The organism is Brenneria roseae subsp. roseae (genome assembly GCF_003115845.1).
Classification (GTDB): Bacteria; Pseudomonadota; Gammaproteobacteria; order Enterobacterales; family Enterobacteriaceae; genus Brenneria; species Brenneria roseae.
On record NZ_KZ819025.1, the window covers coordinates 47214 to 61730 of the forward strand.

The 14517-nt window shown below is 54.0% G+C and carries 6 protein-coding genes; 5 read left to right on the plus strand and 1 reads right to left on the minus strand.

Annotated elements, in window-relative coordinates:
* Nucleotides 1-19: 19 nt before the first annotated feature.
* From recC to recD, 4 genes are read left to right on the plus strand one after another with little or no spacing between them, the layout of a single operon-like run.
* Nucleotides 20-3412 carry an exodeoxyribonuclease V subunit gamma gene (gene recC / locus DDT52_RS06355; protein ID WP_136155620.1) on the plus strand — a complete coding sequence of 1131 codons (3393 nt, stop codon included), beginning with the start codon at nt 20-22 and terminating at the stop codon, nt 3410-3412.
* 36 nt (nt 3413-3448) lie between these two features.
* Entirely contained in the window at nt 3449-6397 is a 2949-nt protein-coding gene (gene ptrA / locus DDT52_RS06360; protein ID WP_136155621.1) for a pitrilysin, read from the plus strand.
* On the plus strand, nt 6394-9942 hold the full coding sequence (recB, locus tag DDT52_RS06365) for an exodeoxyribonuclease V subunit beta (protein WP_136155622.1): 3549 nt from the start codon (nt 6394-6396) through the stop codon (nt 9940-9942). Before ptrA ends, recB begins: the two co-directional genes overlap by 4 nt.
* Nucleotides 9943-9947: 5 nt before the next feature.
* Nucleotides 9948-11816 carry an exodeoxyribonuclease V subunit alpha gene (gene recD, locus DDT52_RS06370; RefSeq protein WP_136155829.1) on the plus strand — a complete coding sequence of 623 codons (1869 nt, stop codon included), beginning with the start codon at nt 9948-9950 and terminating at the stop codon, nt 11814-11816.
* Between the two features lie 33 nt (nt 11817-11849).
* On the opposite strand, the gene DDT52_RS06375 is transcribed toward recD, so the two are convergent.
* Entirely contained in the window at nt 11850-12875 is a 1026-nt protein-coding gene (locus DDT52_RS06375) for a LacI family DNA-binding transcriptional regulator (protein WP_136155623.1), read from the minus strand.
* Between the two features lie 358 nt (nt 12876-13233).
* On the opposite strand from DDT52_RS06375, the gene DDT52_RS06380 reads away from it, so the two are divergent.
* The gene (locus tag DDT52_RS06380) at nt 13234-14430 is read left to right on the plus strand and encodes an L-talarate/galactarate dehydratase (RefSeq protein ID WP_109052768.1); all 1197 of its coding nucleotides are present in this window, start codon (nt 13234-13236) and stop codon (nt 14428-14430) included.
* The last annotated feature ends 87 nt before the right edge of the window (nt 14431-14517 follow it).

A 14517-nucleotide genomic window follows, 5' to 3' on the forward strand; every position in this document is an offset into this window, starting at 1 on the left:
TGGCATGACAGGAGCCAGAATGTTTACGGTTTATCATTCCAACCAGTTGGATATTTTGAAAAGGCTGATGGTCGAGCTGATGAGGCGTCAGCCGCTTCAGGATCCTTTTCAGCAGGAAGTCATTCTGGTGCAAAGTCCCGGAATGGCTCAGTGGTTGCAGATTGAACTGGCCGGACATTTTGGGATTGCCGCCAATATCCATTTCCCACTGCCCGGCGTTTTTTTGTGGGAGATGTGCCGTCACGTTTTACCCGATATACCGAAAGAGAGCGCTTTCAGCAAAGAGGCGATGACCTGGAAGCTGATGCATTTGCTGCCTGAACAGCTGGATCAGCCTGATTTTGCGCCTTTGCGCCATTACCTACAGGATGATGACGATCAGCGCAAGCGCCACCAGCTTGCCGGACGTATTGCCGATCTCTTCGATCAATATCTGATATATCGTCCGCAGTGGATCGCTCAATGGCAAGCGGGTAACCAGGTTGATGGCCTTGGCGGCAACCAGCCCTGGCAGGCGGCTTTGTGGCGCGCATTGGTTGATTATACCCGGGAACTGCAACAGCCTGACTGGCACCATGCGATCTTGTACCAGCGCTTTATTCAAACGCTGGAACAGGCGAAAACCTGCCCATCCGGGCTGCCGCCCCGGGTTTTTATCTGTGGTATTTCCGCTTTGCCGCCGATCTATTTGCAGGCGCTGCATGCGCTGGCCCGCCATATTGATGTGCACCTGCTGTTTACCAACCCCTGCCGCAACTACTGGAGTGACATTCAGGATTATAAGTTTCTGGCCAGGCTGAAAAATAGCTATCGCCGATTGCATCGCTGGGACGGCGCTCAGCCTGAAAGCCACCGCCCCTTATTTCGCGATCCGCAACGGGCCGATGGATTGTTTAATGCCGAAGGGGAACAGCGTCTTAATAATCCGTTATTGGCGTCCTGGGGGAAGTTAGGCCGCGATCAATTGTATCTACTGGCTGAACTCGATGCGGTACAGGAAGTGGATGCGTTTGTGGATCTGGACGGCGATAACCTGCTGCAAACCCTGCAACGCGATATTCTGGAACTGGAAGATCATGCCGTGGTGGCCGTTAGTAGGGAATCGTTGGCAACCAGCTTGAAGAAGCGTCCGCTGGAGCATCACGATCGTTCTGTTGATATCCATGCCTGCCACAGCCCGCAGCGTGAAGTGGAAGTGCTGCACGATCGGCTTTTGGCCATGATGGCCGACGATCCGGAGCTGACGCCGCGCGACATCATTGTCATGGTGGCGGATGTCGACGGCTATACGCCGTTTATTCAGGCGGTATTTGGTAATGCCCCGGCAGAACGCTATTTGCCTTTCGCGATCTCCGATCGGCGCGCACAACATGCTCACCCGGCACTACAGGCGGTGATCAGCCTGCTGGATTTACCCAACAGCCGTTTTACCGCCGAGCAGGTGCTGGCTTTGCTGGAAGTCCCTGCGTTAGCGGCGCGGTTCGGCATTCAGGAAGAAGGGCTGCGCCGCTTGCGGCTATGGGTCGTGGAGTCGGGTATTCGCTGGGGGTTGGACGACGATAACGTCCGGGAACTGATGCTCCCGCCGACCGGACAGCACACCTGGCGTTTCGGGTTGACGAGAATGCTGTTGGGCTACGCCATGGACAGTCAGGCCGGAGACTGGCAAGGCGTGTTGCCTTACGATGAATCAAGCGGTCTGGTCGCCGAGCTTGCCGGGCAACTGGCCGAATTGCTGATGCAGCTTAACGTGTGGCGCCAGCGCCTGCGTCAACCCCGCACGTTAGTGGAATGGTTGCCCTTGTGCCGCCAACTGCTGGAAACCTTTTTTGACGCGGATAGTGACACGGAAGCCGCGTTGGCATTGATCGAGAAACAGTGGCAGCAGGTGCTTGGCATGGGAACGGCGTCCCGTTATCCACAGCCGGTGCCGGTTTCGCTGTTGCGCGACGAACTCTCCCGCCGGCTTGATCAGGAGCGGCTCAGCCAGCGTTTTCTGGCTGGCTCAATCAATTTCTGTACGCTGATGCCGATGCGTTCAATTCCCTTCAAGGTGGTTTGTCTGCTGGGAATGAATGACGGTGTTTACCCGCGAACCTTGCCGCCCCTTGGGTTCGATCTGATGGGGAAAAGTACCAAACGTGGCGATCGCAGCCGCCGCGATGACGATCGCTATCTGTTTCTGGAGGCGATGCTATCTGCGCAGAACAAGCTGTATATCAGCTATATCGGCCGTTCTATACAGGATAACACCCGCCGCTATCCTTCCGTGTTGGTCAGTGAACTGATGGAATACATTGCGCAAAGTCACTATCTGTCGGGGGACGAAGCGCTCGATATTGATAGCAGTGCGGAGCGGGTTATGCGTCATCTGTGTCGCGAACATAGCCGGATGCCGTTTGATGCAAAAAACTTTCTGGCGGCGCCGACGCCGCAGAGCTTCGCCGCGGAATGGCTGGCGGCGGCCAACCGGCAGGGGCGACCACAGCCTGACTTTGACTGTCAGCTACCGCAGGAACGCTATACCGACATCAGTCTGGACGATTTAAAACGTTTTTATCGGCACCCGGTTCGGGCTTTCTTTCAGCTCCGGCTGGGCGTGGGGTTCATGCTGCAAAACGATGAACTGCTGGATGAAGAGCCATTTACCGTCGACAACCTGAGTCGCTATCAGTTAAATACTGAACTGCTTAACACGCTGATTGTTGAAGAAGATCCTGAACGGTTATACCGGCGCGTCCGTGCTGCGGGCGGACTGCCCTTTGGCGCATTTGGCGAACTGTACTGGCAGGCTCAGCAAGAGGAAATGGCGGAACTGGCCGCGCGCATACGTGAGGACATGACGCCGGGTATGGCGGATAGCCTGGAAATCGATATCCGAATTGATGACATGCATCTTCGTGGCTGGTTAGCCCAGGTACGGCAAGATGGTTTATTGCGCTGGCGTCCCGGAAAACTCTCCATGACAGACGGCATGATTTTGTGGCTGGAGCATCTGGTTTATTGTCTCTCGGGCGGGAAGGGGGAAAGCCGGATGTATGGACGTGAAAAAACGGCATGGCGGTTTGCCCCCATGTCAGAGAAGCAGGCTCTTGAGTTTCTGCAACAGATGCTGGATGGCTATCAACAGGGCATGAATAAGCCACTCCTGCTGCTCAACAAATCGGGCAGCGCGTGGTTAACGCAGTGTTATGACCGTGAAAGTGATAGTATTCAATGGGATGATGAAACGCAGAGCAAGGCTCGCGCCAAACTGCTATTAGCCTGGCAAGGCAATATGGGATTTCCCGGTGAGGGTGAAGACGACTATCTGCAACGAATTGTGCGTGAATTGGATGAAAGACGAATGAATGCGGTCATTGAGGCGGCGCAAATCTGGTTGCTGCCGCCGATTCGTTCTAATCTGGCTTGATTGATGTTGAATACGTGAAGGCTATTGGAGAATTGCATGCGTAAACAGTTTGTCTGGATTACCGGATTGTTTTTTTTATTCACTTTCTGGCTTCCACTGAGTTGGGCTGATACGGGTTGGCAGCCCCTTGCTCAGACTATCCGTAAAAGTGAGAAGGATCCGCGTCAGTACCAGGCGATAAAACTGGATAATGGAATGACGGTACTGTTGGTTTCAGATCCGCAGGCCACGAAATCCCTGGCTTCATTGGCCTTGCCGGTGGGATCGCTCGAAGATCCGAACAGTCAACTGGGGTTGGCGCATTATCTGGAACACATGGTTTTGATGGGTTCCAAACGTTATCCCGAGCCTGAAGCGCTGTCAGAGTTTCTGAAAAAACACGCCGGCAGTCACAATGCCAGCACCGCGTCTTATCGCACGGCATTTTATCTGGAAGTGGAAAACGATGCGCTGCAACCTGCGGTGGATCGTCTGGCCGATGCCATTGCCGAACCTCTGCTTGATCCGGTGAATGCCGACCGTGAACGTAATGCGGTCAACGCCGAAATGACCATGGCGCGCTCCCGTGATGGTCACCGCATGGCGCAGGTCGGCGCAGAAACGTTGAACCCCGAGCATCCCAGCGCGCGCTTTTCCGGGGGCAATCTTGAAACGCTCAGCGATAAGCCCGGCAGTAAATTGCATGATGAGCTGGTGAAGTTTTACCAGCGCTATTATTCCGCCAATCTGATGAAAGGCGTGATTTATAGCAATCAGCCTCTGCCTGCGTTGGCAAAACTGGCTTCGGAGACCTTTGGCCGCATTGCCAATCATCAAGCCAGCGTGCCCGCGATTACGGTTCCTGTTGCGACCGAAAAACAGCGCGGTTTGATGATTCACTATGTCCCGGCACAGCCGAGAAAACAGCTGCGCATTGAATTCAGGGTCGATAACAACAGCCAGGCATTCCGTAGTAAAACCGATACCTATATCAGCTATCTGCTTGGTAACCGCAGCCAGAATACGCTGTCTGACTGGCTACAGAAGGAAGGGTTGGTTGAATCGATTGGCGCGGGCGCCGATCCGATGGTCGATCGCAACGGCGGGGTTTTTGCAATTTCAGCATCGTTGACGGATAAAGGGCTGGCGCAGCGTGATGAAGTCATCGCCGCAATATTCAGTTACTTGCAGCAGATTCGCCGCGAGGGTATTCAACAGCGCTATTTTGACGAAATCGCCCACGTTCTGGATCTGGATTTCCGTTATCCGTCCATCAGCCGTGATATGGATTACATCGAGTGGTTGGTTGATACCATGTTACGGGTGCCGGTCGAACATACGCTGGATGCCATGTATCTTGCCGACCAATATGATCCCAGGGCGATTGCGGAACGTCTGGATGTCATGACGCCGCAGAATGCGCGTATCTGGATGATTAGCCCGAATGAGCCGCATAACAAGGTGGCCTACTTTGTTGAAGCGCCTTATGAAGTCAATAAGATTCCGGCAGAAACGTTTGCCAAATGGAAAACGCTGGGACAGAAGATTTCATTGTCGCTGCCCGCAGCCAACCCTTATATTCCCAATGATTTTTCTCTGATCAAAGGCGATACCCGTCTGACTCATCCGAAAGTTCTGCTGGAGGAACCGGGGCTGCGTGTGCTGTATATGCCAAGTCGTTATTTCGCGGATGAGCCTAAAGCTGAAATTACCTTGCTGCTGCGCAATCAGGAAGCCCGCAGTACCGCGCGTAATCAGGTGTTGTTTGCGCTGAATGATTACCTCGCCGGTCTTGCGCTGGACGAATTGAGCTATCAGGCATCGATTGGCGGGATTAGCTTTTCCACCAAAAGCAATGATGGCCTGGTGATTAACGCTGATGGCTACACTCAGCACCTGCCGCAGCTCTTTCTGGCGCTGGCCGAGGGTTATTCCTCGTTTACCTCGACAGAAGAACAGCTGGAGCAGGCCAAATCCTGGTATCTGCAACAGCTGGACTCGGCAGAAAAGGCAAAAGCGTTTGAACAGGCCATACAGCCAATCCAGTCGCTGTCTCAGCTGCCGTACAGTGAACGCGAGGAACGCCGTCACTTGCTGAAAGACATCAACTTGCAGGAACTGGCTGATTATCGGAAGGATTTACTGCAAAAAGCGACGCCGGAAATGCTGGTGGTAGGTAATCTGCAACCTGAAAAGGTCACCGAACTGGCGAGAACGCTGAAAACCCGCCTGAACTGCGGCGGCGAAACGCTTTGGCGTAGTGATGAGGTCAGGATCGCCCAACCGCAGAAGGCCAATATGCAGCGCACGGGCAGCAGCACCGACTCTGCGTTGGCCGCGGTTTACATTCCTGCCGGTTATACCGAAACGCAAAGTATGGCGTACAGTTCAGTGCTGGGGCAGATTATTCAGCCCTGGTTCTACAGTCAACTGAGAACGGAAGAACAGCTTGGCTATGCGGTGTTTGCTTTCCCGATGTCCGTCGGGCGGCAATGGGGGATGGGTTTCCTGCTGCAAAGCAACAGTAAACAGCCGGCCTATTTGTACCAACGTTATCAGGATTTTTATCAGAAGGCGGAAAAGCGCCTGCGCGGGATGAGCGAGGAAGAGTTTGCGCAATATAAACAGGGCGTCATCAATGAGTTGAGCCAGCGCCCGCAAACGCTGAGCGAAGAAATCAGCCGTTTGCGCAATGACCTGGACCGGGAGAACTTTGCGTTTGATACCCGTGAGAAGTTGATTGCTGAAGTTAAACCGCTGACGGTGGGGCAACTGGCGGATTTTTTCCAGCAGGCGTTAACACCGCAAGGGTTGGCCGTGCTGTCGCAAATTTCCGGCAGCCATCATGGTAAGTCGGATTATGCCGCGCCGCAGGGATGGACGACCTATCCGAATGCGTCTTCATTACAGAAAACGTTGCCCGTTGATAGCTCGCCGGCAATCAATAAAGCACCTGTTTCCTCGTCTGAAACCGCAACCTCTGTCAACAAGGCAACGGCAAAATGAAACAGGCTGCGCCGCAATCATTAAACGTCATGACGTTGCCGCTCTTGGGAGAGCGGCTGATTGAGGCATCGGCAGGTACAGGGAAAACCTACACGCTGGCGGCGCTGTATCTGCGTTTGCTGCTGGGGTTGGGAAAGCAGTCTGCCTACCCGCGTCCGCTACTGGTTGAGGAAATCCTGGTCGTCACATTTACGGAGGCGGCCACAGAGGAGCTTCGCGAACGTATTCGGGAGAAAATCCACGTATTGCGTATTGCCTGTATTCGTGGGGAAAGCCAAGAGCCGCTGCTGTCGGAACTGTTGGCTGAAATCCCGGATCGTCAGGATGCGGCAGAGACGCTATTGTCTGCTGAACGGCAGATGGATGAAGCGGCGATTCACACTATTCATGGTTTTTGTCAGCGGATACTGAGTACCAATGCATTTGAGTCCGGCGTCCTGTTTGAACAGGTGCTGATAGAGGATGAGCATCCGTTACGTCGTCAGGCCTGCGCGGATTTCTGGCGGCGCTACTGTTATCCGCTGCCAATGGATATCGCACGCGTTGTCGGTATGGAGTGGAGCGGGCCGGAGAGCCTGCTCGCCGATCTGATGCCTTACCTGCAAGGTGAAAGTCCGGTTTTTCGCCACCCTCCCGATGAGGATGAAACGCTGATAAGCCGGCATCAGAAAATTGTTGCCGTTATCGATGCTTTTAAACGGCAGTGGCTGGTTTCAGTGGCGGAACTGGAAGAGGTGATCAACGCATCCGGTGTGGATAAACGCAGTTACAGCAGCAAAAACCTGCCTAACTGGTTGCAGAAAGTCACACAGTGGGCAGAACAGCAGACGCAGGATTATCAACTGCCAAAAGATCTGCAACGGTTTAGCCAACCGATTCTGGCGGAGAAAACCAGAAAGGGCGAAGCGCCTGAACACGCGGTGTTTGAGGCTGTCGAGCGTTTACTGGAGGAATCGCTTTCTTTGCGCGATGTTGTCATCGTGCGCGCGCTGAGCGAAATTCGTCAGTCTGTGCGTGAGGAAAAACGACAGCGCGCGGAATTGGGCTTTGACGATCTTCTCAGTCGGCTGGATGAGGCGTTGCAACAGCCGGGAGGCGAACAGTTAGCCAGTTCCGTGCGGCAACGTTACCCCGTTGCGATGATCGACGAGTTTCAGGATACCGATCCCCAGCAATACCGTATTTTTCGCGCGCTGTATGGTGGGCAACCGCAGTGTGGTCTGCTGTTGATTGGCGATCCCAAACAGGCGATATACGCATTCCGCGGCGCGGATATTTTTACCTACATGCGCGCTCGATCTGAAGTGAGCGCGCACTACACGCTGGGAACCAACTGGCGCTCATCGCATCCGATGGTGCAGGGCGTGAACCGCTTATTTCAGCGCCTTGAATGCCCGTTTATTTTTGAAGACATTCCTTTTCTGGCGGTTGAACCCGCAGCGCCTAAACGCGATCTGGTTTTTGAGGTTGCCGGCGTGCCTCAACCCGCGCTGCAATTTTGGCTGACGGGTGAGGAAACCATTGGCGTTGGGGATTATCAACAGTTAATGGCCCGGCAATGTGCGCTACAGATTCGGGACTGGCTGGCGGCCAGCCAACGCCGGCAGGCCTGGCTGGGTACCGGTAAAGAACGGCGTCTGGTTCAGGCGTCCGACATGAGCGTTCTGGTGCGCAGCCGCCATGAGGCCGCATTGGTGCGGGAGGCGTTGGGCAGGCTGGCTATTCCATCGGTCTATTTGTCCAATCGCGACAGCGTTTTCACCACGCCGGAGGCCCGCGATATTCTGTGGATCTTGCAGGCGGTGCTGGCCCCGGAACAAGAGAGAACATTACGCAGTGCGATGGCGACCTCATTGATGGGGTTGGATGCCCCGACGCTGGATGCTTTGAGTCATAGTGAAGACGACTGGGATGAACGGGTCGAAGAGTTTGCCGACTACCGCACGCTTTGGCGACTGCGTGGCGTACTGCCAATGCTGCGCGCGCTGATGAGTCGGCATCAACTGGCTGAAAACCTGCTGGCCAGCGATGATGGTGAACGGCGGTTGACCGATGTGCTGCATATTGGTGAATTATTGCAGGATGCCTCATCGGCGCTGGATAGCGAACATGCGTTGGTGCGCTGGCTTTCGCAGCAGATTATTCAGCCTAATCCACAGGCGGAGAATCAGCAGTTGCGTCTGGAAAGCGATCGTCATTTGGTGCAGATCGTGACGATCCATAAATCGAAAGGGCTGGAGTATCCGCTGGTCTGGCTGCCTTTTATCAGTAATTTCCGGGTTCAGGATCAGGGCATTTATCATGACAGAAGCAGCTATCAGGCTTTGCTCGATCTGCGTAACGGCGAAGCGAGCCAGGCGCTGGCGGAAGAAGAGCGGCTGGCTGAGGATTTGCGCCTGCTGTATGTGGCGCTGACTCGTTCGATCTATCATTGCAGCGTTGGTGTTGCGCCGTTGCAACGTTCACGCAGGAAAAGCGAAAGCAGCGATATGCACCAGAGTGCATTGGGCTATTTGCTCCAGAGAGGCAAAGAGGCCGATGCGGCAACGCTGGTGGCCGAGCTTAAAACACTGGCCGGAGACGGCGTGGCCGTAACCCTTGCACAGCCTGGCGAGGAACAACCATGGCAACCCGATGAACCTGCTCAGGTGACGTTGCAGGCCCGCCGCAACGAGCGGGTATGGCGCAATGGCTGGCGAGTGACCAGCTATTCCGGTTTGCAGCAGCACGGTTCCTCCGTCGCGCAGGATTTGATACCTCGTCTGGATATTGAGGCGATGGGAGAACGGCAGGAAGAGCCGGAAACGTTGTTTACTCCGCATACGTTTCCACGAGGCGCGAGTCCGGGAACGTTTTTACATGGCCTGTTCGAGACACTGGATTTTACCCAGCCAGTGGATGACGCATGGCTGGCCGAACAGCTGTTATTGCAAGGTCTGGATACTGCCTGGCATCCGGTGTTGCGGTCGTGGATGGCGGTGATTTTGACCACGCCGCTCAACGATGACGGCATTACGCTATCGGCGCTGGACGCACGGCATAAACGCGCGGAGTTGCAGTTTTATTTGCCTATTGAGGCGCCGATGCAGGCTGCACAGCTTGATGAACTGGCGAAACGAGATGATCCGCTGTCTGCCCAGTGCCCTCCGCTATCATTTCAGCAAGTGCAAGGTATGTTGAAAGGGTTTATCGATCTGGTGTTCTGCTGGGAAGGGCGCTATTACCTGCTGGACTACAAATCCAATTGGCTGGGCGCAGATGCCAGTGCTTACACGCAGCCTGCGATGGCGCAGGCGATGGCCGAGCATCGTTATGATTTGCAATATCAGCTTTATAGTCTGGCGTTACACCGCTATTTGCGTCATCGCATTGCGGACTATGACTATGAACGGCACTTTGGCGGTGTGTTTTATCTGTTTTTACGTGGGATCGACGAACGCTACCCCGGTAACGGGGTGTTTTATTGTCGGCCACAGGCTGCTTTTGTCGCCGGATTGGACCGGTTGTTTCAGGGGAGCCAGGCAGAAGAGGCCGATACGCCATGACTACCATGATTGACTTACTTGAAATGGCATTGCAGCGTCGGCTGCTGCGCCCGCTGGATATGCAATTCGCCAGAATGCTGGCTGATGATGAACACCCTCATTTATTGTTGGCGGCGGCCTGTCTGAGTGCTCAGTCTGGCGCGGGTAACGTGTGTTTGCCATTGGAGAGACTTCAGCCGCCATGGTTATTCGATGGCCGCGACCATGAACTGGCTCAGCGGATCGGGGCATTGCTTGGACAGCCGGACGTTGCAGCCTGGCAGCGGCATTTATTGGCATCGGCAGCGGTCAGCGATGGCAGCCGGCCGACGCCGCTGGTGTTGCAACAGAACAGGCTGTATCTACAGCGAAGCTGGCAAAGTGAAGGACGCGTAGCCGCATTTATTGCCGGCGGGCATCAGGCATTGCCCAATGATGAGCCGCAGATTCGTACCGTGCTGGATAGCTTATTTCCTGCGGTAGACGGTGAGGTTAACTGGCAGAAAATTGCTGCTGCGGTGGCGTTGACCCGGCGTATCGCCATTATTTCCGGCGGCCCGGGAACGGGAAAGACCTCGACGGTTGCCAAACTACTGGCCGCGCTGATTCAGTTGAACGGCGACGGGGACGCGTTACGAATTCAGTTAGCGGCGCCGACGGGTAAGGCGGCGGCCCGTTTGACCGAATCTCTGGGGACGGCATTGAACAACCTTTCGTTGGGTAATGCGCGCCGTGACGCTTTTCCACAGGAAGCGGCAACGCTGCACCGTTTATTGGGGGCGGTGCCGGATAGTCAGCGTCTGCGTCACCATCAGGGCAATCCGTTGCATCTGGATGTGTTGGTCGTGGATGAAGCCTCCATGGTTGACCTGACGATGATGGCTAACCTGATCGCCGCTCTGCCTGAACAAGCCAGACTTATCCTGTTGGGCGATCGCGATCAGCTTGCTTCTGTAGAAGCGGGCGCGGTGCTGGGCGATATCTGCCGTTTTGCCGAGGCTGGATATAGCCGTAACAGGGCGCACCAGCTACAGCGTTTGACGGGCTGCCAATTGGATGAGATGAGCACGGAAAGTCAGGTCACCGTTGGAGACAGTATCTGCCTGTTACGCAGAAGCTATCGTTTCGATCAGCACTCAGGGATCGGACAGTTGGCGCTGGCGGTGAATAACGGCGATGAACCGCGGGTGCGGGCCGTATTGAATGGCGCTTTTGCGGATATCACCTGTTGTCCGCTGTCGGAAACGGAGGATTACCCGCGTATTCTGGAGCAGAGCGTCGAGGGGTACCGGGACTATTTACAGCGTATGGCGGCCGGTGAGCGTCCCGAGGCGGTACTGCTGGCGTTTCAGCGTTACCGTCAACTGTGCGCGTTGCGTGAAGGGCCGTTCGGCGTCGCGGGGCTGAATCCGCGTATTGAACAGGCGTTGCATAAAGCCGGGCTTATCAGTCGAAATCGCAATCCGCTCAACCGTTGGTATATGGGGCGTCCGGTGATGATCGAACGAAACGACGCGGTGCTGGGCTTGTTTAATGGTGATATCGGTATCGCGCTGATGAGTGAAAAAGGTGAATTGCGAGTCTATTTCCAATTGCCTGACGGCAAGCTCAAAGCCGTCGCGCCCAGCCGTTTGCCGCCTCATGAAACCGCCTATGCGATGACGGTACACAAATCACAGGGATCGGAATTTGAGCATACGGCGCTGGTGTTGCCAAACCACTATTTGCCGGTGTTAACGCGCGAACTGGTCTATACCGCGATTACCCGCGCACGCAAGCGTTTGTCGCTGTTTGCGGATATGAATATCCTGTGTCGGGCAGTAAAAACACCAACCCAACGGCATAGTGGGCTGGTGGAAAGAATCATCATGATGTCTTCTGGCAAGACAGTATAACTTCCGGTGTAATGTTATGTTTTATAAAAAATATTATGATGATTCCCGCTCAATCAGTGAGAACCCGATATCGACGATTGGGTCGGAGATCGGTTTGCCTTCAATTTTGTCCGCCAGCATCATGGCCGCGTCTTTGCCAATTTTCCAGCGGTCGATCCTGACCGTCGTGATCGACGGGGTGTTGTGCGCCGCAAAATTCAGGTCGCCAAACCCGATGACCGCCAGTTTGTCCGGTACGCTCAAACCTCTTGTTTCTGCTTCCATGATGGCTCCCTGAGCGAGAGTATCAGAACTGCAAATGATGACATCGAACCTGTTGTTATCCTCTGCAAACAGCATGCTCAATCCCTGACGGCCCAGCGCCAGCGTTGCCGGTAGCGGCACCGTAATTTCATGAACATGGCAATCTGGTTTCTTTTGTATAATCTCATAGATCCCTTTTTTTCTTTGTCCCGCTCTTCTGTCCTCGGTCCAAAGCAGACCAAATTGTGAATAGCCTTTATTTAAGAGGTACTGGCCAATCGTATTGCCAATTTTTTCATGGGAAAATCCGACCAGCATATCAAGCGGCGTGGGCGTTAAATCCCAGATTTCAACGACGGGAAGATTGGCGTTCAGAATAATTTTCTTGAGCGCAGGGGAATGATGAATGCCTGTAAGCACAATGCCATCCGGGCGACGCGAGAGAATAGTCGTCACGATATCGGCTTCGGACTCATGCGTGTAGCCGGCAACGCACAGCAGCATATGATAACCGCGAGTAGCCAGTTCGTCGCTGATAGCCTGAACCGTATCAACAAACATGCTGTTATTGATTTGAGGGATGATGACGGCGATGAGTTTGCTGCGTTTTGAGGCTAACCCTCCCGCTAACATGTTAGGAATGTAACCTGTCGCGCGGATGGCTTCCATGACGCGGGACAGGGTCACTGCCCGAACAATTTTGGGATTATTCAATGCTCTGCTGACGGTCATCGGCGAAAGCCCCGCCGCTCTGGCCACATCTTCCAGTGTGGGGGGGCGTGTCGGGTTATTGATAGCGTGTTTATCACTCTTCACTCGATGTTCCCCAATGTGTTCCTGACTTCCTGCATATCAGATTATCGTTGAAGTGGGTCATTTTCCAGCCAAGATTTATGAATAAGGATGATGTGTGCCGGATTGCGCCTGCTCCGATCGGGGAGGTATATTCCCTGCGCGTGACTTTTTCCTGATCCTGTGCGTTTGCATGAAATGATTGCGCTACCATTGTGATTTTTCATCATGAATATCATCTGTTTATTAATGGTTATTTTGTCGTTTTAGTCTCTTTTTCGGTTAAATTGTGATCTGTTTTGCATTCATGTGTTCTTTTTCTGTTCATTTCTGATATTTGGATTAATTATGTTAGCGCAATCATTCATGAAGGAGAAAGAACATGACACTTAGCGCTAATTCAGATGCCGTGAGCTACGCGAAAGCGAGTAACGCCAAAACTGCCGCTGATACCGGGGATAGAATCGAGTGGGTAAAAATTTCGTTGGCTTTTTTGCCACTGGCGACGCCGGTCAGTGATGCCAAGGTTCTGACCGGTCGGCAAAAACCGCTTACCGAAGTCGCTATTATTTTTGCTGAAATCCACAGCCGGGATGGGTTTGAAGGCGTCGGCTTCAGCTATTCGAAACGAGCGGGCGGACCGGGGATTTACGCTCACGCCAAGGAAATTGCAGATAACCTGATCGGCGAGGATCCCAACGATATAGACAAGATTTATACCAAGCTGCTGTGGGCTGGCGCGTCTGTTGGCCGCAGCGGTATGGCGGTACAGGCTATTTCCCCTATCGACATCGCATTGTGGGATATGAAAGCCAAACGCGCCGGGTTGCCGCTGGCGAAGCTGTTGGGCTCTCACCGTGATTCCGTGCAGTGCTATAACACCTCCGGCGGGTTCCTGCATACGCCGCTGGAACAGGTTTTAAAAAATGTAGTCATTTCGCGGGAAAGCGGCATTGGCGGGATCAAGCTGAAAGTGGGGCAACCCAATACGGCGGAAGATATTCGCCGTCTTACCGCCGTGCGCGAAGCGTTGGGAGATGACTTCCCGTTGATGGTGGACGCGAATCAGCAATGGGATCGTGAAACAGCCATTCGTATGGGACGGAAAATGGAAGCGTTTAATCTCATTTGGATTGAGGAACCGCTCGATGCTTACGATGTTGAAGGTCACGCTGCGCTGTCTGCTGCCCTTGACACACCGATTGCCACCGGCGAGATGCTGACCAGTTTCCGTGAACACGAACAATTGATTCTCGGTAATGCCAGCGATTTTGTTCAGCCTGATGCGCCACGCGTTGGCGGGATTTCTCCCTTCCTGAAAATCATGGATCTGGCGGCGAAGCATGGACGCAAACTGGCGCCTCATTTCGCTATGGAAGTGCATTTGCACCTGGCTGCGGCGTATCCGATTGAGCCCTGGCTGGAACATTTCGAATGGTTGAATCCACTCTTTAATGAGCAGCTTGAGTTACGTGATGGCCGCATGTGGGTTTCCGATCGTCTGGGGCTTGGTTTTACCCTGAGTGAACAAGCAAGAAAATGGACGGCGTTGACCTGCGAGTTTGGTAAACAACCCTGATATGTCACGTGACTGATATTTCCCTTATCAGTCACGATAATTAACTGTACCTCTACTTATCTAATTAAATGCAACCCTCGTTGACAG